The 22,846-nt window shown below is 45.1% G+C and carries 21 protein-coding genes; 13 read left to right on the forward strand and 8 right to left on the reverse strand.

Features of this window, described 5'->3' with window-relative positions; translation table 11 throughout:
* Positions 1-82: 82 nt before the first annotated feature.
* The 8 genes from miaA to radA all read left to right on the forward strand — a co-directional run bounded on the left by miaA (position 83) and on the right by radA (position 7,810).
* Positions 83-1,225, forward strand: a complete 1,143-nt coding sequence (gene miaA, locus I3248_RS08265) for a tRNA (adenosine(37)-N6)-dimethylallyltransferase MiaA (RefSeq protein WP_238063264.1) — start codon at positions 83-85, stop codon at positions 1,223-1,225.
* A 250-nt stretch (positions 1,226-1,475) separates the two neighbouring features.
* Complete coding sequence (hfq, locus tag I3248_RS08270; protein ID WP_025646569.1) at positions 1,476-2,024, forward strand: RNA chaperone Hfq; 549 nt, start codon at positions 1,476-1,478, stop codon at positions 2,022-2,024.
* A 203-nt stretch (positions 2,025-2,227) separates the two neighbouring features.
* Positions 2,228-3,220 carry a KpsF/GutQ family sugar-phosphate isomerase gene (locus I3248_RS08275; protein ID WP_238063265.1) on the forward strand — a complete coding sequence of 331 codons (993 nt, stop codon included), beginning with the start codon at positions 2,228-2,230 and terminating at the stop codon, positions 3,218-3,220.
* A 54-nt stretch (positions 3,221-3,274) separates the two neighbouring features.
* The gene (locus tag I3248_RS08280) at positions 3,275-3,850 is read left to right on the forward strand and encodes an HAD hydrolase family protein (protein WP_025646571.1); all 576 of its coding nucleotides are present in this window, start codon (positions 3,275-3,277) and stop codon (positions 3,848-3,850) included.
* A 6-nt stretch (positions 3,851-3,856) separates the two neighbouring features.
* Positions 3,857-4,453: an LPS export ABC transporter periplasmic protein LptC gene (lptC, locus tag I3248_RS08285; protein ID WP_238063266.1), complete on the forward strand. Its 597-nt coding sequence runs from the start codon at positions 3,857-3,859 to the stop codon at positions 4,451-4,453.
* A 262-nt stretch (positions 4,454-4,715) separates the two neighbouring features.
* Positions 4,716-5,198 carry a lipopolysaccharide transport periplasmic protein LptA gene (gene lptA / locus I3248_RS08290; protein ID WP_238063288.1) on the forward strand — a complete coding sequence of 161 codons (483 nt, stop codon included), beginning with the start codon at positions 4,716-4,718 and terminating at the stop codon, positions 5,196-5,198.
* Between the two features lie 226 nt (positions 5,199-5,424).
* The gene (lptB, locus tag I3248_RS08295) at positions 5,425-6,135 is read left to right on the forward strand and encodes an LPS export ABC transporter ATP-binding protein (RefSeq protein ID WP_238063289.1); all 711 of its coding nucleotides are present in this window, start codon (positions 5,425-5,427) and stop codon (positions 6,133-6,135) included.
* 232 nt (positions 6,136-6,367) lie between these two features.
* A complete protein-coding gene (radA, locus tag I3248_RS08300) occupies positions 6,368-7,810 on the forward strand; it encodes a DNA repair protein RadA (RefSeq protein ID WP_238063267.1) in 1,443 nt (480 codons plus the stop codon).
* Positions 7,811-7,927: 117 nt separating this feature from the next.
* Here radA and I3248_RS08305 read toward each other — a convergent pair whose 3' ends face one another.
* Complete coding sequence (locus I3248_RS08305) at positions 7,928-8,542, reverse strand: septal ring lytic transglycosylase RlpA family protein (RefSeq protein ID WP_025646576.1); 615 nt, start codon at positions 8,540-8,542, stop codon at positions 7,928-7,930.
* A 540-nt stretch (positions 8,543-9,082) separates the two neighbouring features.
* Complete coding sequence (gene rodA, locus I3248_RS08310; RefSeq protein WP_025646577.1) at positions 9,083-10,225, reverse strand: rod shape-determining protein RodA; 1,143 nt, start codon at positions 10,223-10,225, stop codon at positions 9,083-9,085.
* A gap of 334 nt (positions 10,226-10,559) precedes the next feature.
* On the opposite strand from rodA, the gene I3248_RS08315 reads away from it, so the two are divergent.
* Both I3248_RS08315 and I3248_RS08320 read left to right on the forward strand, forming a co-directional pair.
* Positions 10,560-11,489 carry a D-Ala-D-Ala carboxypeptidase family metallohydrolase gene (locus I3248_RS08315; protein WP_238063268.1) on the forward strand — a complete coding sequence of 310 codons (930 nt, stop codon included), beginning with the start codon at positions 10,560-10,562 and terminating at the stop codon, positions 11,487-11,489.
* A gap of 213 nt (positions 11,490-11,702) precedes the next feature.
* Positions 11,703-12,257, forward strand: a complete 555-nt coding sequence (locus I3248_RS08320; protein WP_238063269.1) for a hypothetical protein — start codon at positions 11,703-11,705, stop codon at positions 12,255-12,257.
* A 105-nt stretch (positions 12,258-12,362) separates the two neighbouring features.
* Here I3248_RS08320 and I3248_RS08325 read toward each other — a convergent pair whose 3' ends face one another.
* From I3248_RS08325 to I3248_RS08335, 3 genes are all read right to left on the reverse strand, one after another.
* Positions 12,363-13,907: a pitrilysin family protein gene (locus I3248_RS08325; protein ID WP_238063270.1), complete on the reverse strand. Its 1,545-nt coding sequence runs from the start codon at positions 13,905-13,907 to the stop codon at positions 12,363-12,365.
* 45 nt (positions 13,908-13,952) lie between these two features.
* Complete coding sequence (locus tag I3248_RS08330) at positions 13,953-15,395, reverse strand: pitrilysin family protein (RefSeq protein WP_238063271.1); 1,443 nt, start codon at positions 15,393-15,395, stop codon at positions 13,953-13,955.
* 121 nt (positions 15,396-15,516) lie between these two features.
* Positions 15,517-15,708 (reverse strand): hypothetical protein, encoded by a 192-nt coding sequence (locus I3248_RS08335; protein WP_201558280.1) that lies wholly within the window; start codon positions 15,706-15,708, stop codon positions 15,517-15,519.
* A gap of 941 nt (positions 15,709-16,649) precedes the next feature.
* On the opposite strand from I3248_RS08335, the gene ftsY reads away from it, so the two are divergent.
* Both ftsY and I3248_RS08345 read left to right on the forward strand, forming a co-directional pair.
* Complete coding sequence (gene ftsY, locus I3248_RS08340; RefSeq protein WP_238063290.1) at positions 16,650-17,561, forward strand: signal recognition particle-docking protein FtsY; 912 nt, start codon at positions 16,650-16,652, stop codon at positions 17,559-17,561.
* 50 nt (positions 17,562-17,611) lie between these two features.
* Positions 17,612-18,199 carry a methylated-DNA--[protein]-cysteine S-methyltransferase gene (locus tag I3248_RS08345; protein WP_201603230.1) on the forward strand — a complete coding sequence of 196 codons (588 nt, stop codon included), beginning with the start codon at positions 17,612-17,614 and terminating at the stop codon, positions 18,197-18,199.
* A gap of 367 nt (positions 18,200-18,566) precedes the next feature.
* On the opposite strand, the gene I3248_RS08350 is transcribed toward I3248_RS08345, so the two are convergent.
* On the reverse strand, positions 18,567-19,319 hold the full coding sequence (locus I3248_RS08350) for a YebC/PmpR family DNA-binding transcriptional regulator (protein WP_025646584.1): 753 nt from the start codon (positions 19,317-19,319) through the stop codon (positions 18,567-18,569).
* 228 nt (positions 19,320-19,547) lie between these two features.
* Between I3248_RS08350 and I3248_RS08355 the strand changes: the two genes are divergently transcribed.
* Positions 19,548-20,378: an ion transporter gene (locus tag I3248_RS08355; protein ID WP_238063272.1), complete on the forward strand. Its 831-nt coding sequence runs from the start codon at positions 19,548-19,550 to the stop codon at positions 20,376-20,378.
* 82 nt (positions 20,379-20,460) lie between these two features.
* Here I3248_RS08355 and I3248_RS08360 read toward each other — a convergent pair whose 3' ends face one another.
* Both I3248_RS08360 and aroQ read right to left on the reverse strand, forming a co-directional pair.
* Complete coding sequence (locus I3248_RS08360) at positions 20,461-21,849, reverse strand: AarF/ABC1/UbiB kinase family protein (RefSeq protein WP_201558279.1); 1,389 nt, start codon at positions 21,847-21,849, stop codon at positions 20,461-20,463.
* Between the two features lie 114 nt (positions 21,850-21,963).
* Positions 21,964-22,452 carry a type II 3-dehydroquinate dehydratase gene (gene aroQ / locus I3248_RS08365; protein ID WP_201558277.1) on the reverse strand — a complete coding sequence of 163 codons (489 nt, stop codon included), beginning with the start codon at positions 22,450-22,452 and terminating at the stop codon, positions 21,964-21,966.
* Positions 22,453-22,846: the final 394 nt, after the last annotated feature.

Consider the following 22,846-nt stretch of genomic DNA (forward strand, 5'->3'; position numbering starts at 1 on the left):
GAACTATTTTAGCGATCAGCAGTGCGCATTTGTGAATGTTCAACACGCCCTAAATGGTTAAACTCTTTTTATAGGCAACTTTATGTCAGACGCTCCTCATCCTATGTCAGATAATAGCGTCATTTGCTTAATGGCGCCAACGGCGAGTGGCAAGACCGCCTTAGCTTATGAGCTTTATGATAGTGGTCGTTATGAGCTTATCTCAGTAGATTCTGCGCTTATTTATCGTGGGATGGATATTGGTACCGCTAAACCTACGGCTGCAGAATTACAGCGTTATCCGCATCATTTAGTCGATATTATTGATCCAACACAAAGCTATAGCGTCGCGGAGTTTGTCAGCGATGTTGAGTGCCTGATTGATGAGTGTCATGCAAAAGGTAAAATCCCGTTGTTAGTGGGCGGTACGATGATGTACTACATGGCACTGATAGAAGGCCTGTCGCCTGTTCCGGATAGCGATGAGCAGGTACGCAGGCAAGTCGAGCAGTGGCGACAAACAGCAGGTATTGGCGCTTTATACGATTATTTGGCTGACGTCGATCCTCAGAGCCATCAACGGTTAGCGCCTGCTGATACGCAGCGAATCACGCGAGCCGTCGAGGTATATAAACAAACCAGTGTTCCAATAAGCGACTGGCAACATCAACCCAAACAAGCATTGGCCCATAATCCTAACCAGCAGTGGCATGTCTTATCCGTGCTACCGGAGCGTTCCTGGTTACATGAGCGCATTCATCAACGTTTAGATATTATGTGGCAAGAAGGCTTAGTGGATGAGGTGATCGGTTTACTTGAGCGTTATCCGCTAACGCCAAACATGCCTGCTATGCGCTGCGTGGGCTATCGTCAAGTGCTTGAATATTTAGTGCATATCGACCATCCAGTCTTTGAGCGCGCGCATTTAGATAAGTCGCTGTTTTATGAGGCTTTTGCTAATAGTACAGATGACAAGATTAAGGTGTCTAATAACTCTGCAAAACAGATGCAGTCTCAGCAGCAGCATCTCGCTTGTGAAGCGATGCGAAATAAGGCATTATATGCTACCAGACAGCTGGCTAAGCGCCAGTACACTTGGCTGCGTAAGTTGTCCAAAGGCTTAGCGGTAGCAAATCAGTCCGCTATAGCGCCTGCACAAATTGATACAAGCATTACTGATACGCAACACAATATAGTCATAAGCTCATTTACTTCTATCGAGCAAGTGAGAGATTATTTAGAGTAGCCGCTACAGTACATTTATATAGCATCGCTATTTTGTATAAATAGATTAGTACAAATAGAATGAGCTAAAGAGTAGTATGATTGAATCGTTTTTATAACATTACGCAAGAAATGATATGTAAGAAACGATTATATTAAATAACGATAAACGACAATAGAGCAGGGTGTTAACTGTTATAATTTAGACTGATTTTTCTTAGTATAAAATCACAGTACATTACAATAAAATAATAACTATTAGGAGAATTTTTATGTCAAAAGGACAGACTCTACAAGATCCGTTTTTGAACTCACTGCGCAAAGACCGTATTCCAGTGTCCATTTTTCTAGTTAATGGCATTAAGCTACAAGGCCAGATTGAGTCTTTTGACCAATATGTAGTTTTATTAAAAAATACCGTTAGCCAAATGGTCTATAAGCATGCCATATCGACAGTAGTACCAGCGCGAAACCCTCGTAGCAGTACAGCGTCATCTTCTAGTAGCAGCGCACAATCCTCAGGCTCGGCTAGTGGCTACCAAGGCGGCGGCTTTGACCGTGGTAATCAAGCGGGCGGTATGAGTAGTGGCTACGAAGAGCGCGGCTTCCCTGCAAATCGTAGCGGCTTTAATCGTAGCGGTTTTGGACAAGATCGCGGTTTTGAGCGCGGCGGCTTTGGTCAAGACTCTAATCGTAGCGGCTTTGGAGCAAGCTCTGATCGAACGGGCTTTGGTCAGGATCGCGGCTTTGAAAACCCAGGCGAGAATACCGGCCTAAATGATACGCCAAAAGAGGACTTTAACGATAGCGACAATCATTAATCGCCATTATTCTTTCAAGTTTCCACGGTCAGCTGGTATGGCCGATAGTTTCATGAAGCTGTTGTAGTAAATGAAGACCTACTCACGCAGTGGGTCTTTTTTGTATTTGCTTAAAATCCTATTGAGCCCATTTAGAGCGCGGTTACTAAAGTTGTCGATAATATAGTAAAATAGACGATCAAATAATCAATAATGAGTTATATATGAATAGCGGTAACAGTCATCTCACTCATGAGCAGTTTATAGCGACTGCTATTGAAGCTATCAACACAGAAAAAACCGCCTTAGCGCTACTAACCGAGCAAATAGACGAGCGGTTTGCTCAGGCTTGCGATATTATTTTGGCATGCCAAGGACGCTTAGTGGTCACTGGCATGGGTAAGTCAGGACTGATCGGTCGCAAAATAGCCGCAACCTTTGCTTCTACGGGCACGCCGGCATTTTTTATGCATCCAGGAGAGGCCGGACATGGCGACCTAGGAATGCTAGTGCGCGGTGATGTGTTATTGGCCATCTCCAACTCGGGTGAGTCTGATGAGATCAAAACCCTACTCCCTGTCGTCAAGCGCCTTGGCATACCGCTCATTAGCATCAGCCGCGACAAGCGGGGGATGTTGCCTCGAGCGGCTGATGTCGTATTGACCTTAGGTCAGTCGCAAGAGGCGTGCCCGCTTAATTTAGCGCCAACCTCGAGTACGACCGCAACGCTCGCTTTGGGCGATGCATTAGCAGTAGCTTTAGTGCATGCGCGTAACTTCACTTCAGAGGATTTTGCTCTATCGCATCCTGCCGGTGCCCTTGGGCGTCAGCTATTAACGCGGGTTGAGGATCTGATGCACACCAGTAGTGAAAACCTGCCTTTAGTCAATCAGCAGGCGGCTCTCAACGAAGCGCTGTTTACCATGACTAATGGTCGTTTAGGTATGACGGTAGTCGTCGACGACGAGGATAAAGTAGTTGGGGTGTTTACCGATGGCGACTTACGCCGAGTACTTGAAAAAGGCATCGATTTGGCCACGCCGATGCGCGAGATTATGACTACAAATCCGCGTCATGTCAGTAAAACCATGCGCGCCTCTGATGCCTTAAGTGTGATGAATGAAAATGCGATCAGTCAGCTATTGGTAATGGATGAACAAGGTCATCTAGATGCTATTATTACCGTTCATGACTTATTGCAAGCTGGGGTAAAATAACCCCTTCTTACTGAGCATAAATGATAGATAAAAACTAATAATAAGAGGTAGCCTATGCAAGATTTAATCGAAAAAGCCGGTAAAGTTAAAATGCTAGTGTTAGATGTCGATGGTATTTTGTCCAATGGGCAGATTATTTATGATGCAAACGGGGTTGAAACCAAAGCTTTTTCGGTACAAGATGGCGTAGGTATCAAGGCATTAGCACGTTATGGTATTTTGACCGCGATTATCACCGGTCGTCGTAGTCCTATGGTAGACAAACGCGCCAAAGAGATAGGTATCGATTATGTGGTGCAAGGCCGAGATGATAAAGTTGTGGCGCTAAAAGAGCTGATGACTATGGTGGATAAAGCTGCTGATATCACTACAGCAGACTGCGCCTACATGGGGGATGACTTGCCAGACATAAAGGCGATGCAAACAGTCGGGTTTGCGGCCACAGTACCTAATGCCCACTCTGAAGTTATCAATCGCAGTGATATGGTCACTACACGCGCGGGCGGTTACGGTGCGGTGCGTGAGATATGTGACCTTATTTTGAAAGGTCACGGGCATTACGAAGCGTACATTGCAGGCTATACCTTAGAGGGTAGTGCTCCCCACAGTGCAGAGTCATCAGTAGGATAAATTATAGTGAATACTCGTGTCTTAATCATCTTGGCCCTAATCATCGCTGGTATCGCAGGATGGTTTTTTCAGCAGCAAGCAGAAGTAACGCCGACAGTGAGTGTGGGTCCCTCAGAAGTGGACTACGAAGCTACTGATATAAAGGCGGTGCAGACTAATGAGCAAGGCGAAACAGAGTATGAGCTCAACGCTGAATCGCTCAGGCATGATCCTAATACTAATCAGGACATAATGTCCGGTATTACTATGAACTGGGAGCCATCAGCTAAGCAGCTGTACCGTATTGAGTCAGGAACAGCAACGGTCAATCAAGAAACCGGTGACCTGCACCTGTACGGCGGCTTTAGTTTAGCTAGCCAAGATCAGCAAAAAACCACCGACAATGGTGAGAAAATAGCGCCTATAACCGTGACAGGTGAAGCATTAAAAGGTAATACCCAATCAAAGCAAGTTTATAGTGAGCAGCCCGTACAAGTCATCCAAGGCGCTAATCGTTTTGAAGCGGCTAGCATGACAGCCAATTTAGAAACGGGCGAGTATGAGTTTGAGCAAGTGGCCGTAATGTTTACTCCTGCTGAGCGTCAGGATAAGGCACTTTTTTAACTCAGTATATTTAATTTTAAAGCGCTTTAACTATGAGTTGTGAACTGTAAGTTGTTAACTATAAACTACCTTTCATTATAAAAATTTTAAAGTATAAAATGTTCAAAGTATAAAACCGTTATTGAATAATCACGACTACTGCTGCTTTTCATACCTATCATAAAAAGAGTATACAAACATGAAATCAAGTCTTTTGCCTATAGTTCGTGCGCTAGCGCCCAAGCTATCAGCAGCATCTCATATAAGCGCCCTTCCAGTAGTTATGCTGCTAGCTCTGCCTATCTATAGCCATGCGCTACCTTCTGATGCCAATCAGCCTATCAAGCTGCTTGCCGATCGTGCCACGTATAGCGAGAGTACTGGCGTAACGAGCTATTCAGGAACAGTGGTTATTACCCAAGGCACGCTCAAATTAACAGCGGATAATATTACGGTCAATCTCTCAGAGCAGCGCAGCATCCAATCAGCTGTGGCAACCGGTCGACCGGCGACGATGCAGCAAGTGGTGACCGCCGAAAAAGGCTTAGCAAAAGGCCGCGCTAATAAGATTGACTATAATGCGGCCACTGGCATCATGACTTTGACCGGCAATGCAAAATTAACGCAAAACGGTGCAAGCTTTGCAGGTAATGTGATTCGTTATAGTCTCAAAGCAGGGGATGTCGAGGCGACAGCGAGCGGTAATCAGCGCGTAGAATTGATCTTCCCTCCTAATAATAATACCAATCAGACGGGCATACGCTAGTTTACAGCCATTATTAAAACAGCCACTACTAAAATAACCACTACCTAAGACAAGTAGCGCATTATTTTACGCCGGTAGCCTAATTATCGTTTTAAATTGACGCGTCTAGATAAGCGCTAAAGTGTATAAGACTCAAATAGAGCATGAGTAAGTTATGATAAACAATAATGAGAGCAGCACCTCATCAGCAGTGAGCCCTGCAGCGCCAGTACCCCTGCGCTTATCGATGCAGAACTTAGGCAAGCGCTACGGTAAGCGCTGGGTCGTTAAAGACGTGTCGTTCTCTGTTGAACAAGGACAAGTGGTTGGCCTGTTAGGTCCAAATGGCGCGGGTAAGACCACTAGTTTTTATATGGTAGTTGGTCTCGTCAATATGGATAAAGGCCGCGTTAGCCTAGGAAAAATGGATCTATCTAAATATGCCATGCATGAGCGGGCGCGGGCAGGGATAGGCTATCTGCCGCAAGAGGCTTCTATCTTTCGTAAGCTGTCTATCGAAGATAATATACTGGCTATTTTGCAAACGCGCAGCGAGCTGTCTGCAAATGAGCAGCGCCAAGAGCTTGAAAAACTGATCGCTGAGTTCCATCTAGAGCATGTCCGTAGCTCTTTGGGCATGAGCGTCTCAGGGGGCGAGCGTCGCCGCTGCGAGATTGCTCGAGCTTTGGCTGCAGATCCAAAGTTTGTGCTATTAGATGAGCCGTTCGCTGGCGTTGATCCTATATCCGTGGGTGATATCAAAGAGGTGATACTCACCTTAAAAAATCGCGGTATTGGCGTGCTGATTACTGACCATAATGTTCGTGAGACGCTAGCGATTTGCGAAAAGGCGTATATTGTCTCAGAAGGCGCTATCATCGCTGAGGGCACTTCTCGTGAGGTGCTAGAGAACGAGTTGGTTAAGTCCGTCTATTTGGGTAAAGACTTTCAGGCTTAAAGTTTATTCCTGTTGATGAACTAGTATTTTATTTGTCATATCTTTCTTTTATGACGACTTTATTTTAATCGTTTATTAAACGACGTCAATTAGGTAGCCAAGTGGTCTTGGCTATCATCTTCTATCCTTTATTTTTACTACCTCCTTATTTAATACACTATATCTTTTTTTATTCCTAGACTTTTAAGCTTATATTCGTTTGAGCTCATAATTCACTTAAGGTGCATATACTATGGCAAAAAATAAAAGCAGCTACGTCTGCCAAAATTGTGGTGCTCACTTTGGTAAGTGGGCGGGGCAGTGTAGCGACTGCGGCGAATGGAATACCTTAGTCGAAGCGCCAGATGTTAGTATGCCGCATCATAATAAAAGCTCAGCTAAGTCGGCATCCAGCCGTACTACGCCGCGTGCTAGCAGCGCCCCTGCAGGGAACTATTCGGGAACGCATAGCGCAGTGATGCCGCTAAATGCAGTGAGCGTCACTTTAGATACCCGTCTGCCAACTGGCATCAGTGAGTTCGACCGCGTATTAGGCGGCGGCTTAGTGGCAGGCTCGGTTGTGCTTATCGGCGGCGACCCTGGTATCGGCAAATCCACTATCTTGCTACAGACAGCGACCAATATGGCGAGAGCGGACTCATTAGCGGGTAGCGCGCTATATGTCACCGGCGAGGAGTCATTAGCGCAAGTTGCTATGCGCGCCAAACGTTTAGACTTGCCAGCAGACAGACTGCGAGTCTTGGCTGAGACTAATGTAGAGACCATTTGCGCCGCGTTGACTCAAGAGCAGCCCGCGATTGCCATTATTGACTCTATTCAGACGATCTATACTGATGCTATCAATTCAGCTCCCGGCGGCGTCAGTCAAATTCGTGAGTCAGCGGCGATCTTGACTCGCTATGCTAAACAGACGGGGACTGCGCTGTTTTTAGTGGGTCATGTGACCAAGGAAGGTACCTTAGCAGGCCCTAGAGTGCTTGAGCACATGGTGGATACGGTACTGTATTTCGAGGGTCAGTCTGACTCGCGCTTTCGCATGATTCGCGCCGTCAAAAACCGTTTTGGTGCGGTGAATGAGTTAGGCATTTTTGGTATGACGGATATGGGGCTCAAGGAAGTCGCTAACCCATCAGCGATATTTTTAAGCCGTTATGATAAGCCCGTGGCAGGGTCGGTGGTCATGGTGAGCCGAGAGGGTACACGGCCACTATTAGTAGAGGTGCAAGCCTTAGTTGATGACTCACAAGGGCAGTCAAGGCGTATGGCACTAGGGCTTGATTATCAAAGAATGTCTATGCTGCTTGCGGTGATGCACCGGCATGGCGGTATCCATACGAGTGGGCAAGATGTCTACGTCAACGTCGTGGGCGGCGTAAAGGTGATTGAGACCGGCTCTGATCTAGCAGTGCTGCTCGCTTGTGCCTCTAGTATAAAGGAGAAACCGCTACCTTCGTCATTAGCGGTATTCGGTGAGGTTGGGTTGTCCGGTGAGATACGTCCTGTGCCGAACGGACAAGAGCGCCTAAAAGAAGCGATGAAGCATGGCTTTAAGCATGCCATCATTCCTAAGTCCAATGCACCCGCTGCCAACTCAGCTCAGTTTAAGGGCATCAATGTCATCGCTGTAGAGCGTCTTGACGATGCTATTGAAAGGGCCTTTGAGATAGACTTTTAGCTATTAATCGCTGTGTCCGTTTATTGTGCGCAACAAAAAGAGCGCCTAGTTCGTTAAACTAGGCGCTCTTTTTAGCTTAATAAAGCTATCCGCTGCAATAATAACAGCTAATCAAGATTAGGGGCCAGCAACGCGTTCGATTGAGACGTTACCGACGCCTTTACTGGTGATGCCCAACTGCTTAGCTGCACCGTAAGATAAGTCTAAAACTCGCTTACCATGGAAAGGACCACGATCATTGACTTTTACTACCACACTTTTACCATTGTTTTTGTTGGTCACCTTTACATAGCAGTTCAGTGGTAGTGAGCGGTGAGCAGCGGTTAGGGCGTTCATATCGAAGGTTTCACCGCTGGCTGTTTTACGACCATGAAACTTACGACCGTACCATGATGCCAGACCCGTTTGCTTAAATTTGCCTACAGAATTGGAAGCCACAGCGGTCAAACGCTCTAGCACATCTTCGTCATTACTCGCCTGCGAGCTGTCGGCAGCTAGTAACGGGCTGTTTAATGCCAGTGAAGTTGGCTTGCGGGCTGATTTGACTAGGCTTGATGCACCATCGTGCTGGCGAGTTAACTCACCTAATACGCGATCAATATGGGAGGCGTTATCTTGAGATATTGCAGACAGCGCAGGACTCGTCTCTGCTGCTTGAGCATTAGAGATAACAGCAGAACCAGTAAATAGAACCACTGACATTGTCAGTAAACCAGATAGACGCTTATTCATATATACCTCTTTGACTTGTACTCTAAAACTTGAGCGCAGAAATATTAAATCATAATAACTTATGCCGATTACCAGTAGACCGTGGACCGGCTTTAATCGCGCTGGCTGTTTAGAGTGATACTGCTATGTATGCTAGTACTAGCAGATAAAAGCCATTATTTTTAAATTAGGGTAAGTTTATCTTTATATAAACAATTCAATAACAAATAAAATAATCAATGTCGGACTATACTTGCAAGTTATGGCTTTACTATATACTTATGAAAATTTGCTTAGCAGCTCTGTATAAGTTATGTACCATATTACGATTTAAACAGGTTATCGTAATTGAACCGTAATGACAAGTAAAAAACCTTGCAATGTTATACAAATTACATCTCTAGTTAAGTTTAGCTAATTAAAGCAACCTTTTTATAAAGTTACTCTGTTCTCAGCTAGTTTATATCTAGCGTCTATATAAGGACAAGGGACATAAAAATAAAGCTATTAAAGCACTGTAACTATAACTAAGACGTTAACTAAGACGTTGAATAAAAAGCGCTAGGCGGCTCTATGCGTATGGATAGACATTAGCAAACCGAAGCCTGCCATCAAAGTGACAATTGCCGTACCCCCATAGCTGATAAAGGGTAGCGGAACACCAACTACAGGCAGGATACCGCCGACCATGCCTACATTGACAAATATATAGACGAAGAATGACATGGCGATAGCCCCTGCCAAGAGCCGACTGTAATTGTCTGGATGAGTAAAAGCGATGAATAGAGCACGGCTTAATAAACAGGCATAAATAAACATCAATAACATGACGCCGACTAAGCCAAACTCTTCTGAGAATGCCGCGATAATAAAATCTGTATGACCCTCAGGCAAAAAATGCAGGTGCGATTGCGTGCCGTCTAAGTAGCCTTTACCTGTTATACCACCAGAGCCAATAGCGGTCTTCGACTGTATAATATTCCAGCCCGCGCCTTGAGCATCTGCGTCTGGATTAAGCAAAGTCAAAACTCGCGTGCGCTGATAATCATGTAATAAAAAATACCAAGCAAAGGTCACAAGCGGTATTGATAGTGCGACAGCGCCAGCGATCATCCACCATGATAGACCCGCCAAAAATAACACAAAAATACCACTAGCTGCGACCAACAGCGACGTCCCCAAATCAGGCTCTTTGGCGATTAATAGAACAGGGATCATAATAAGCGCTAGTGTACCGACGATGCTCGTCCACGATGGCGGTAGCTCACGTCTAGAGAGAAACCAAGCGCACATCATCGGCATGCCAAGCTTCATAAATTCAGAAGGTTGTACGCTACCAAAGCCTGGTAAGTTGATCCAGCGCTGCGCCCCCATACGCACCTCGCCAATGAGCTCGACTAGTACTAATAAAAACAGCCCTAATACATAAAATATAGGTGTAAAGCTACGGTATATAGTTGGCGGTATCTGCGCCATAGTAAACATCACGGCAAAGGCTACCACGTAACTGACCATTTGACGCATGACCATACTTACGTTCTGAGTCGATGCGCTATATAAAATCGTCAGGCCGATACAGCACAACGCTAGCAGCAGTAAGGTGAGCCAAGGATCAATGTGGATGCGCTGCCAAATGTTAGGCTCATGACGCTGGCCGAGGTGATGGCTTTGACGTGAAAAACGATATTGCAAATTAGAGGACATAGATAGAGTCGATACTAAAGAGAGAAGGTCAATGAGACGTTACGGATAACGCTAAACTATAAAGAGGGCGCAAAAACACATGATTGTAAATGATTATAAAAAGTCACGTGATTATAAAGATTATGATAATAAATGTTAAAAGCGAAGCTATTGCTTATTATGATAGACGATATTTTAGCCTGCTTACTTAAAATTTGATAGTATCCATAGATTATACTACAGCTATAGACTCAATACTCTTTGTGAGTGCTTGCAAGCGATATTGACTTGATCATCTAGCGATAGGCGCTGTGTCTTAATAAATTCGATAAATATCTAGTGGTAATAATTGCATATGATAAACACAAAAAATATGGCAGCGCTTAGCAAGCTGACGTTATTAACGCTGGCGTGCACGACTAGTATCTATACGAATGCTGCTATCTTAAATGATAGTAGCGAGCGCCGTATTCAAGTACGTCAGGGCAGTAGTACGACTACTGGTCAGGTTTACATCTCCCCTGCCAATACCAGTGTCATCAGAGGCGACAGTATGCAAGGACTGATTGCCCAAAAAAACCGGCAGTACAATTTCGATGCCAAGCTCTCTATCGAAGAGAATCAGCGGGTTATCACGCCTAGCCGCTCACCGCGTTATAACACCTCTTATAACACAGCTTATAATACTCAGTACGGCAGTCCGAATAACAACCACGACAACTACTATGGTGATAGGAGTGCGGACTTCAATACTTGGTTAAACAGTAATCGCTTCCGCGCGCAGCAAGTCGCTGACTATCAGCGTTATCTCAGCTCACAGTTAGGGACACGAAACGTACCTCCGATGGAGCAGTTACTGACTACCGCTCGCAGTTGGGATCGCTGTGGTTATGAGCCTTTTCAGTTGCCGCCGCGGGAGCTTTGGTCAAATATGGTACCGACGCTAAGCTTATATAGTCAGCTAAAAAACCAAGGCGTGCTGCCTGCTAGTACCGAGATTCGTTCTGCCTATCGCAGTCCCAGCCTCAACTCCTGTGCAGGCGGTGCCAGAAATAGCAAGCACATGACGGCGGGCGCGATAGATGTTTGGGTGCCTGAATATGACGGAAATCTGTGGCAGCTGAGCCGTATGCAAGATAGCTTATGTCAGTTTTGGCAATATCAAGGTCAAGCTATGGACTTTGGTTTAGGATTGTATTCGACAGGAGCGGTACATTTAGACTCGCAAGGTTACCGCAAATGGGGCTTTGGTAACACCAGTAGTAGCTCTTCTTGCCGTTACTAGTAAACCATTCTGAATAATTGTTTACCCTTTAGACCTATAGGTCATTTAATAATGTTTAATAAAAGCCTATAGTATGTTTTAATGCTTAGCATGTTTTTGCAGAGAGGATAAGTTATTCCTCTGCTGTCATTGGGTAGTACTATCAAATATCAGAGCTTACTATAAAATATTTTATTTTAAGGTTGAAGCGCTTAAAAAGCAAAGGGTATAACAGTGTCAGATAAACAATTGCCTCGAGTAGCGAACCGCTATTTAGCTCAGAGTAATCCGGTAGGGCTCACTAAAAAATACTCAAGCTTTTTGGCTCTAACAGTCAGTACAGGATTTCTCTTTATCTCTGCTTGTACTTCTGATAAGGCGAATTCGCCTATAGCAGATGAGCCAGCTGTAGTAAGAGAGCAAGTCCAGTCTGATATCGAAGATAAAATTGTGAACTCATACGCCCGTGTTGCTGCTAAAAAACCGGATCTATGCCCAAAGCTCGTTCAAAAAGAGGTAGATAATACTGTAATCGAACGCAAAGCTGAGGTTATGGTAAATAACAGCTGTGATTACTTCTTATATCCTAAAGTAGGCGAACACATAGCGGTCAGTCTTAATAACGATCAGATAGAAGCGTTATTGGTTACCCCAAAGATTTACAACTTTGCTAATGGCGACTACGAAGTGCTGTCTTACGACAAGCACGTGATACGCCTGTCTTATGATGGCGCAGGCTACAAGCCTGAGCACTTTAGTTATGATGTGACAATAGACATTACAGAATAAGCTGTCTTGTTAATAAAAAATTAGTACAGCGCGTTTAAGGTAAACGAATTATCGATTTAAACGCGCTACTAGAATGAGTTTTTTACCCGTCTTTTTTATCACCGCTTACTCTTTAGCGCTATCGCCTTTATCCTGCCAAGGGTCATCCGCTCCCACAGTCACAATCAAAAACTTATTAGTATCTAATGTGCTGCGTAACGTTTCGTTGACTTCAGCGAGCTTGACGCTATCAATACGGCTCACATAATCCTTCAGATAGCTGTCAGGTAAGTGATAAAAATTCATCATACCAAGCAAGCCGTTGATGCCTGCATTACTGGCGAAGCTCATAGGAAAGCTATTCTTTAGATTATCAGTGGTTAGGCGCATCTCATCTTTCGTAATTCCTTCCTCTAAAGTATCGTTAATCACGCCTAAGCTGGCATCGATAGCCGCGCGCGCTTTATCGTTGCGCGTTGAGAAGCCAATCTGATAGGGACCGCGCGCAAGCATTGGGTTCATAGCGCCTGAGATACCATAAGTGTAGCCCAAGTTTTGGCGAATCTCAGTCATTAATCGCGCATTAAAATTTCCGCCTGCTAACACATCATTACCCACCGCAAAGTTGGTTTGCTGCTGCTGGGCAATAGGGTCAGTGGCACGCTTAGTACCCAGTTGCCCCATTAACACAGTGGTCTGAGTGCTGGGGAAGTCAATATGAATGTTTTGTGACTGCGTTAATGGCTTAGGCTCAGGTAAAATCGGCGCCGTTTTGCCTCTTGGCAAGTTATTGGTGATGTCATTTGCCAGCCGCTTCGCTTGCGCTAACGTCAAATGACCTGTCATCGCAAGAGAAGCGTTATTTGCGACCAAATAGCGGTTCTGAAAGTCTTGCAAGTCTTTTTGGTTCAGAGTCGGCACCGTCTCAAGTGTACCAGAGGAGGGGTGAGCATAAGGGTGCGTGCCATAGAGCGCTTTGTTAAAAGCGAGACTGGCAAGGCTACCTGGATCTTGTTTTTGTTGCTGCAGACCGACTAGGAGTCTGGCTTTATTGCGGGCCAGTATTTGTTCATCAAAAGTCGGATCAGTGAGCATCTGGGTCATCAAGTCGATAGCGGGGAGCAGATGCTCATCATCAGACAAACTTCTGAGCGAGACGATAAACATATCCTTATAAGCGCTACTATTTAGCGTAATACCTAGAGTCTCCACCGCGCGAGTGAAGTCATCTTCATCTCTGGTCTCAGTGCCCTGCGTGAGCATAGTGGCGGTCATGTTAGCGATACCAAAACCTTGCTTGCGAATACTGCCATCACGGGCGCTACCGGCGTTGAAACGCAAATCGATATCGACGATAGGGAGGGCAGTAGTACGGACAAAAGAGACGGGCACGCCGGAGACAGTCGTGAAATGCTCAATATCAGGAACAGTCATTTTCAAAGGAGCAACGTTATCAAGGCTTGTGAGTTTTGACAGGGCGGCAATAGGCGCACGGCTATCAACATTTGCAGCTGAACCTTTATAGTCTTCAGCAATATCAGTATCGGCAAGAGCAGTATTAGAGAGCGCAGCTAGTCCTAACAGGAGGCTACTGGTTAAAGTGGTGAGTAAGGCGCTTGGCGTAGCCTTTTTGGTAGTTGACTTAGTGACCAATGACGGTTTTTTATTCATAGCTCTTTCTTATTTGTAGTAGGCATTTGAGTAGCAGTGTGCTCATTAGCGATGCTTGTTGACCGCATTATCAGTACTGGTGTTAGCCGTGCTGTTAGGCGGCACAATGTGCATAACGGTCAAATTGTCTTCGACGAGATACTTTTGACTGGCAGCCTGAATGTCAGCCACAGAGACTTCATCGAGCTTAGCTGGTAGGTTGGCGATTATTCGATCATCAATACCGATGGTCTGTAGCGAGCCAATCATACGCGCTTGTCCTGCCATGCTGTCTTGCGCGTAGACGAGACCGGTCACGGTATTGGTTTTTGCCCGAGCAATCTCGTCCGCCTCGATAGGATCGCGCATGAGCTTATCGATCTCATTACTAATAGCTTGCTGCGCTTGCTCTAAGCTGACGCCTTCACGCGGCGTGGCTTGGATGAGAAACAGTCCATCGCCGCGATCAAACAAATCATAAGAAGTACCGACGCTAGTCAGTAAGTTCTGCTCCCGAATGAGCCGGCTCTCAAGTCTGGCTGAGAGTCCGCCATCGAGGACATCTTGTGCTAACGATAAAGCATAGGCTTGGTTTTCGTGACCTAAGCCTACGGTCAGTAAGCTTGGCACATTAAAGCCCATCAGCAGTACTGGCACTTTTACCGCTTGCTCTGAGTCGACCTTTTGATAGCCGCGAAAGCCTTGTTGACGAACGGATGGACGCTCAGGCAGCGTGCTTGGTTTAAGCTCACCAAAGTAACGTTTGACTTGTGACAATACCGCTTCAGGCTGCACATCTCCTACGATGACTAACGTAGCATTATTAGGCGCATACCAAGCCTGATACCAGTCTTTGAGCTCGCCTAGGGTGATAGATTCAAGCTCATCCATAGGCCCAATTACCGACTCGCCTTTAGGGCTATCAGGTAGGGCGAGCAGACGAAACGACTCATAAGCTTTGGCTAGCGGGTTATCATCGGTGCGTTGGCGGCGCTCCTCCATGACCACTTGATGCTCTTTGGCAAACTCCTCTTCATTGAACAACAAATTTGTCATGCGATCGGCTTCAAGCTCTAATGCGAGCGGCAAGCGATTGACCGGAAACAGCTCGTAGTAGCCAGTGTAATCGTAGCTAGTAAAGGCATTGTTTGAGCCGCCAAACTTAGCGATTAGACGCTCATAATCATCGCTTGAAACGTCAGCGGTGCCTTTGAACATCATATGTTCAAGTAAATGCGAGATACCGCCTTTATCCACGGGCTCATCTGTCGAGCCGACACGGTACCAGATCTGGGTCATAGCGACAGGAGCACGGTGATCTTCTTTGATAATGACTTTAAGACCATTATCTAACAGATACTCATGACGACCTGAGAGATCCATTTGTAAATCAGATGCGCTATTCGCCGTCTCGCTAGCCACGTTTGGTGAAGTAGCGGTCTGCGCTGCTGGAGTTGCAGTCACTGTTGTAGTCTGACAGGCAGCGAGCGTAGCTATCAAGCTTAGCATGCCCGCAGTTCGCCGTAATAAACGAGACGGTTTGGATGAATAATGGTAACGCTTCACAAGCATAATATTCTCAAATGTTAAAAACGATAAATAGGGCTATATCCATTAAAGTGCTACGCAATTAGAGGGATTTATGCCCGCCAACCATGACGCTTGCGGTAGGTTTAAGACCTTGCGTAGTGTGACAACCACTCGTTACCAAAGCGGATGCCGCGATGGCTACAGCTAGAGCACCTGTCAGAACTGTCTTAGAAACAGTCGTTTTGGGCTGAGGTTTTTTATTAATGTTATGAGTGGATAGGGTAGATGACATGAGCGTTCCTGATAGTAAAAATCGAGTAATAAAAGCCTAGTAATAAAAGTCTGATCCTACTTGATCATAATGGCACTAAACAAATCGATGGCTAAGGATAGGCCAATCTTATTTAAACTGAGGTCGGAGTTTTGTGTCTAAATCTTAAGCGAAGCTTGCATAGCTCTTTATTTATTAAGTGTATAGCTAGTAACATATCTAATTGGTATCTCATTAGAATTTGGTAGCTGTGTTTTTATAAGCTTATTTTTATAAGCTTAGACAACTAGCATTAATGAGGCTGCACCGAATTATGCTAAACTAAGGTATATGCATCTATGCTTCTTATACGTTTCTTATAACAGCTTCTTATAACGTTTCTTATAACACGGTAACTCATTAAAACTAGGGTCTATTAAACAGATCCCAAATAATACTTTGATCAATTTTAGGGCAAGTTTATGAATAATGCTGACAATCCCAATCGCGTGGTTATCAATCTAGATGGTGATCTAGATAATTTAGATGACGATGATATTACCTTACCTAGTTTGCCGGTGCAATCGGTCGATATTGTTGATGAGGCGAAGTCTGCGAACACAACTTCTATTGAGCCTACAGAGGCTACGGAAACCGCATCAGATAAAGCTGCCAACGCTACGCAAGTGGGTAATATAGCGTTAGGATCCCCTATTGTGTCGCCGGAAGCAGACAGCGAAACGCCAAACCAGTCCACAGACGTAGCAGCTAGTGATGACAAGACTGATATCAATAATGACTCAGCTGAGTTTGATGTCTCTAAGGTTGACGTACCAAAAATGCCCTTACAAGCACAGTTAGGAGAAGCTACAAACGCTAGCAAAGAGGGCGCTCATTTAGAACCAAGCACAAAGGCGACAGCGCAAGACGATCTACAAACCACTGAGCCTAAAGGCGGTAAAAAAGGCAGTTGGTTCAACCGGATGAAGTCAGGTCTGAGTAAATCGCGCAAAAATCTAGCTGAGGGGATGGTCAGTATTCTGATCGGTGGCAAAGAGATTGACGATGAGCTGCTAGAGGAAGTGGAAGATCAGCTGCTCGTTGCAGATATCGGGGTGAATGCGACTAATCGTATTATCAAGAGCTTAACTGAGCAGACCGCTCGTGGCGATCTGATTTATGCGCATTCTCTTTATAAAGCGCTACAAAACGAGCTGGTCGATATTTTGACGCCAAAAGTTGCGCCGCTGATGATTGATACTAGTAAAAAGCCCTTTGTGATTTTGATGGTTGGCGTCAATGGCGTGGGTAAAACCACGACTATAGGTAAGCTTGCCAAACGCCTGCAAGGCGAGGGTAAATCAGTAATGCTTGCCGCTGGAGATACATTCAGAGCGGCCGCGACTGAGCAGCTACAGATTTGGGGTGAGCGTAATAATATCCCTGTCGTGGCTCAAGGTCATGGCTCAGATAGTGCCTCGGTTATCTTTGATGCGATGCAATCGGCTAAGGCAAAAAACATCGATGTACTGATTGCTGATACTGCTGGGCGCTTGCAAAATAAAACCCATCTGATGAGCGAGCTTGAAAAAGTCGTACGGGTCATGCGTAAGGCGGATGAAACAGCGCCGCACGAAGGTATGATTGTCCTCGATGCTGGTACTGGCCAAAACGCGATTAATCAAGTTAAGCTATTTAATGAAGCAGTACCGCTGACTGGTATTACAGTGACTAAGCTTGATGGTACTGCCAAAGGCGGGGTAGTCTTCAATATCGCTGAAACTACCGATGTTCCTATTCGCTATATTGGCGTTGGCGAGTCTATTGATGACTTGCGCGCCTTTAGTCCTAAACAATTTGTCGCGGCGCTCTTTGAGACGGATGATAAAGAGTAGCAGCTGATGCTTAGTGTATTTGCATAGGTCTTTGAGGACAAGAGATAATGATACTAGTTACCACGACCAAATTACAAACCTATAGGCTCGTCTTGATGGTGATTCAAAGTGAGGGCAGCTCAGCTGATAAAGACGAGCCGAAGCTTGTGCAAGTCAGCTGGCTGTCGCAGGATCAATGGTGGACGGACGCAAAATCATTTGCCAAGCTCAAAAAGCACTATCAATTGGCAGATAGCGACTTTAAGTTTATTGAAAAAAATAGCCTAAGCACAGACGAGCCGGCACAAGCGGTATTGATTGACGCTATTATTCAAATTCGGGAGTATGCGTTAGAAGAAAGGAGGGTTTTTGATTTGCCGCTTGACTTATCACTAGGGACTACGTTTCAGCAACAAGTCTGGCAAGCGCTGCAAGAAATTAAGCACGGCGAAACCATAAGCTATGCTACTTTAGCGCGCCGCATCGGCAACCCCAAAGCGTTTCGCGCGGTCGCCAATGCCAACAGCAACAATCCTTTTAGTCTCGTTATTCCTTGTCACCGAGTCATAGCTAGCGATGGCAAACTTGGCGGTTATACGGGCGGCCTAGACAAAAAACAGTATCTGCTAGCGCTCGAAGGCGTGAAGTGCAAGAGGTAAAATTACGCTTAGGGCGTGATGAACATTCAAATGTGGCACTGGCGGTGGCTATTTTCCAGGCAATACGCAGTGAAATTTTCGAAGCCTAGTCATTCTATGATAGACAATTTCACCATGTATTGGCAAAAAAGAGCCCCGCCCCAAAGGGCTGATGCTAAAATCACCCCAAACGGTGTTGTAAACCTAGCTAAGGCCTCGACATTATCGTCGGTTTACGCCTAGTTTGGTGCGATTTTATCTATCAGCAGTCCTAATATTTGAATGTTCAACACGCCCTAGTTTTATATAAAAATAAAAGCTAAACGTTGTACACGTTTAGCTTTTATAAATATTAGAGTTTAATCAAATTGAGTCATGATGCACTTAGTTACTCTGACTCCAGCTGCGCCATAACCTCATCTGAGATATGGACATTGCTATAAACCTCTTGTACATCATCGATATCTTCTAGCATATCGAGCATTTTCATCACTTTTTCAGCGTCATCTACATTATCGATCTCGGCACTAGTTGCAGGGGCCATAGTGACCTCAGCACTATCAGAGACTAAGCCTGCTTGATTAAGCGCATCTTTGACTTGACCGAAGCTTTCCCATTCAGTTGTAACAAGCAACGACTCGCCATCGTTCTCGACATCGAGCGCGCCAGCATCAAGTGCAGTCAGTAGCACATCGTCTTCAAGGCTGACATCATCGAAGCGAATCTCGCCGCGTTTGGTAAACAGATAAGCGACAGAACCGCTCGTGCCCAAGTTACCATCAAACTTAGTAAAAGCATGACGGACTTCGCTGACTGTGCGGTTGAGGTTATCAGTCATAGTCTCAACTAATACTGCTACGCCGCCAACACCGTAGCCTTCATAACTGACTTCTTCCATGTTTTCGTTGTCACCGCCGCCGGTGCCGCGATCCACCGCGCGATTGATAGTATCGCGGGTCATATTGACAGACAGCGCTTTTTCTACAGCGGCTCGAAGACGCGGGTTTTTATCAGGGTCAGGATCGCCTTGCTTGGCAGCTGACACAATCTCACGAATGACTTTAGTAAATATCTTACCTTTTATCGCATCCTGACGAGCTTTTTTGTGTTTAATGTTTGACCATTTGGAATGACCTGCCATATTACATCCTTAAAGTTTACCTAAACGGCTGATGTCTAAGTGTGCGATTTGTATATTGTTAAAAGCTATTTTTTGCTACACTGTGACAACCTGACTGTGGGTTAGTAAGCAAATTAGCCTGAGTGAATGAGCAGTATTATAAACCACTTATAGCTATTTTGACAAAACTCCTCTTTGGCGACTAAGCCTATTTATCAGAATCACCTTCCGACTTAAGCCCTAAACTCTATGAAGCAACCAACCGCTGAAGCTATTACTCATATGCGTAATCGTATCCATGTCATCATTGAGGGCACAGATACGCGTCTGGGTAAGCTTTTTGATATCGTGTTACTGATTGCCATTTTGACCAGTGTCGCTGTGGTGATGCTCGATAGTGTGCTTTATATGCGTTTGCAATATGGCACTTTGTTTTTTTACGCCGAATGGTTTTTTACGATTTTATTTACCATTGAGTATTTGCTGCGCTTATTTTCAGCGCCAAACCGCTTTCGATATGTCTTTAGCTTTTTTGGTATTGTTGACTTACTGTCGGTACTTCCAAGCTATCTAAGCTTACTGTTTGTGGGCGTGCAGTATCTATTAGTGATCCGTATTTTGCGGATTCTGCGCGTATTTCGGGTGCTCAAGCTCAAAGCTTACATGCAGCAAGCGGGCTTTTTGGCCTCAGCCTTGAAGACCAGTCAGCAAAAGATTACCGTCTTCTTTTTATCCTTAGTGCTGCTCGTGACCATCTTTGGCTCGGTGGTATACGTGGTGGAGGGCCCAGAAAATGGCTTTACCAGTATTCCGCTTTCCATCTATTGGGCAGTAGTAACGGTAACGACTACCGGTTATGGCGATATGTCGCCGAAGACACCGATCGGGCAAGCGATTGCATCGATGGTGATGATCACCGGTTATGCGATTATTGCCGTGCCTACGGGTATTTTTACCGCTGAGCTGGCTCGTAATATGCGCCCTCAGCTCAACCCTATTACTTGTCCAAACTGTGGTAAATTTGGTCATGCGATAGGGGCTGAATACTGTGATCGTTGCGGCCACGCGCTACATGTTTAATCTAGTATCGGAGTGCTTAGTAGTAAGTCGTTTGTACTAAGTATTGGTACTAATTAATTGATGCTAAGACTAATACTAAAGCCTACTGATTTGGAGTCTCAGTAAGCTGCGGCGAGATAGGTGCTACCGACTCTGCTTTGGTTAGGTTAGCTGCTGAGGATTCTGCTGTCGTGACTTCTAGATATTCATCAACCAAAGGCGACAAATCAATCTCCACGCCAAGATTAACGAGATTCCAGTATTGTCCTGACACTGTCCGATCGAGCATCATCGTGGTCGCTGAGGGCTGAAACTGATTAAAGTACTTCAATGAAGTACGCATTTGCGTGATCGCTTCGTGATGGACTTGACTGCTTGCAAAGTCAAAATCGCCTTCGTGATAAGGGGCAATAGATAAAGGTTTAAGGCCGATAGCAAGCCACTGTTTATAAAACTCCCCTGGAATATCCGTATCATCGTCACGGCGTATGCCTAGCGCAATAAGATCTTGCTCAAGCGCGGTCACATCGCTGCGCACGGCATGCTGAGCAAAGCGGCGAAATAGCTGTACTTCATGATCACTATAGCTACGGATACCTCCGAAATCGTAAGCGATGACGCTGCCATCAGGACGAAACGCAAAATTCCCTGGATGCGGATCGCAGTGCATTCGGTACAAGCCAAATAGTTGCCCGGCACTAAAATGAAACAGACGCTTAGCGATTTTTTGTTTGATATCATTATCCCAAGTAGCAGCGGTCGCTAGGCTCTCGCCCATCTCTTCGCTCAAAGTAAGAATACGCTTTGAGGAGTGACTGCCGATCACTTTAGGAATAACAAGCCCGGTATCGCTAGCATGAAACGCGCCAAACACTCTGAGGTTACTCGCTTCTTTAATATAATCTAGCTCATCATATAAGCTGCTACGAATCTCATCAAAGAGCTGATTTTGTAGCTCGCGACTCATATTGAGCACACCGGCGACTTTCAACGCCATTCGTACTTGCTTTAGGTCGCTATCGCAGTTTTCATCGACATTAGGGTATTGAACTTTGACGACTACGTTTTGACCTGAAGGCAGGGTTGCTTTATGTACTTGCCCAATAGAGGCGGCGGCGAAAGGCGTTTCTGCAAAATCAGCAAACAACTCACTAATAGGCGCTTTTAGCTCGCGCTCAACTTGCGAGCGTATCTGCGAGTAGGGCATAGGCGGTGCGTCTTTTTGTAGCTTCTCTAGAGCCTCTGCAACCTCTGGCGGAAAGACGTCTTTATATTGCGAAGCAATTTGCCCCACTTTCATCACCGCGCCTTTCATTTCACCTAGCGTCTCAGCGATTTGAATACCGACATCTTGCATCAGCTCTGATCGAGCTTGCAAGCGCTTTTCTTCATCGCTCGATAGATGTTTAAAAGAGTTTTTAGCGGCTTTACCTGCGATGCTTGCGGTCATACCTGCAAGCTTCATAAAGCGTTTTCCGGACGTTTTTGCCATTCATATCACCATCTATAGAGTATTGAGTCGTCACCTTTTTATTAAGGCGTTTTTGTTTTAATCAAGCGACTCTATTTATATTAATCACCAAAATTTAGGCTTAAAACACTCTGCTTAATCCGCTAAATTTGCTTGATATAAGTGAGCTAGCCAATACTCCAACGCCATCTGATAGCCTAAATGTCCAAGGCCGCAGATGACGCCGGTTGCAATATCGCTCAGATAAGAGTGCTGGCGAAACGGCTCGCGGCTATGAACATTGGATAAATGCACTTCGATGAAAGGCTTTTGTGTGGCGAGTAGAGCATCGCGGAGCGCCACCGACGTATGCGTAAAGGCACCGGGGTTAATAATGACGGCATCGACTTGTGTATCCTTATTCGCTAACAAACCATAGTGCTGAATCTCATCGACAAGTGTACCTTCGTGATTGGACTGAATACAGATAAGCTCAATATGATGTTTGGCTGCTTGCGACTGCAGGCGTGCTTCGATATCAGCTAAAGTTGTATGGCCATATATTTCAGGCTCGCGTTTGCCTAATAAGTTTAGGTTGACGCCATTGACTACGAGTAGCTTACGGTTATAAGTAGATGCATCCATACTGGCCTCAGTAAATAAAATAGCTCAATAACAATAAATAAAGGAGATAATAAGTAGATAACATAAGATAAAGAACGCTAGCGACAAAAATCTGACTTGCTAGTAACCAGTTATAATAACAGTTTAAGCAATATTGCTGAAAATTTATCCAAAAAGACTTTAACCCATAAAAATCGTACTAAAAGCCTTTAAGTTACTAAAAACCCGTGCTATGATATTTTTAAGCAACATAGGTTACAAATTTATTACTGGTGAGTTCAATAATAGTTTTGTCGTCTGCCTACCATTAGTTGCTATCTTACAACGATATAATAGCAACTAATGGGTCTGTAATTCTAATATCATTATCTTAGTACCCGTTTATATGCAATGTTGCAAAGGAATTTGGGGCTAA

The sequence above is a fragment of the Psychrobacter sp. Ps3 genome (genome assembly GCF_022129275.1).
Classification (GTDB): Bacteria; Pseudomonadota; Gammaproteobacteria; order Pseudomonadales; family Moraxellaceae; genus Psychrobacter; species Psychrobacter submarinus.

What these genes read in the sequence shown, in the direction of transcription:
- miaA (WP_238063264.1), top strand. Translation starts at nt 83, where the DNA reads ATGTCAGACGCTCCTCATCCTATGTCAGATAATAGCGTCATTTGCTTA.
- hfq (WP_025646569.1), top strand. Translation starts at nt 1,476, where the DNA reads ATGTCAAAAGGACAGACTCTACAAGATCCGTTTTTGAACTCACTGCGC.
- I3248_RS08275 (WP_238063265.1), top strand. Translation starts at nt 2,228, where the DNA reads ATGAATAGCGGTAACAGTCATCTCACTCATGAGCAGTTTATAGCGACT.
- I3248_RS08280 (WP_025646571.1), top strand. Translation starts at nt 3,275, where the DNA reads ATGCAAGATTTAATCGAAAAAGCCGGTAAAGTTAAAATGCTAGTGTTA.
- lptA (WP_238063288.1), top strand. Translation starts at nt 4,716, where the DNA reads ATGCTGCTAGCTCTGCCTATCTATAGCCATGCGCTACCTTCTGATGCC.
- lptB (WP_238063289.1), top strand. Translation starts at nt 5,425, where the DNA reads ATGCAGAACTTAGGCAAGCGCTACGGTAAGCGCTGGGTCGTTAAAGAC.
- radA (WP_238063267.1), top strand. Translation starts at nt 6,368, where the DNA reads ATGGCAAAAAATAAAAGCAGCTACGTCTGCCAAAATTGTGGTGCTCAC.
- I3248_RS08305 (WP_025646576.1), bottom strand. Translation starts at nt 8,542, where the DNA reads ATGAATAAGCGTCTATCTGGTTTACTGACAATGTCAGTGGTTCTATTT.
- rodA (WP_025646577.1), bottom strand. Translation starts at nt 10,225, where the DNA reads ATGTCCTCTAATTTGCAATATCGTTTTTCACGTCAAAGCCATCACCTC.
- I3248_RS08315 (WP_238063268.1), top strand. Translation starts at nt 10,560, where the DNA reads ATGATAAACACAAAAAATATGGCAGCGCTTAGCAAGCTGACGTTATTA.
- I3248_RS08325 (WP_238063270.1), bottom strand. Translation starts at nt 13,907, where the DNA reads ATGAATAAAAAACCGTCATTGGTCACTAAGTCAACTACCAAAAAGGCT.
- I3248_RS08330 (WP_238063271.1), bottom strand. Translation starts at nt 15,395, where the DNA reads ATGCTAAGCTTGATAGCTACGCTCGCTGCCTGTCAGACTACAACAGTG.
- I3248_RS08335 (WP_201558280.1), bottom strand. Translation starts at nt 15,708, where the DNA reads ATGTCATCTACCCTATCCACTCATAACATTAATAAAAAACCTCAGCCC.
- ftsY (WP_238063290.1), top strand. Translation starts at nt 16,650, where the DNA reads ATGAAGTCAGGTCTGAGTAAATCGCGCAAAAATCTAGCTGAGGGGATG.
- I3248_RS08350 (WP_025646584.1), bottom strand. Translation starts at nt 19,319, where the DNA reads ATGGCAGGTCATTCCAAATGGTCAAACATTAAACACAAAAAAGCTCGT.
- I3248_RS08355 (WP_238063272.1), top strand. Translation starts at nt 19,548, where the DNA reads ATGAAGCAACCAACCGCTGAAGCTATTACTCATATGCGTAATCGTATC.
- I3248_RS08360 (WP_201558279.1), bottom strand. Translation starts at nt 21,849, where the DNA reads ATGGCAAAAACGTCCGGAAAACGCTTTATGAAGCTTGCAGGTATGACC.
- aroQ (WP_201558277.1), bottom strand. Translation starts at nt 22,452, where the DNA reads ATGGATGCATCTACTTATAACCGTAAGCTACTCGTAGTCAATGGCGTC.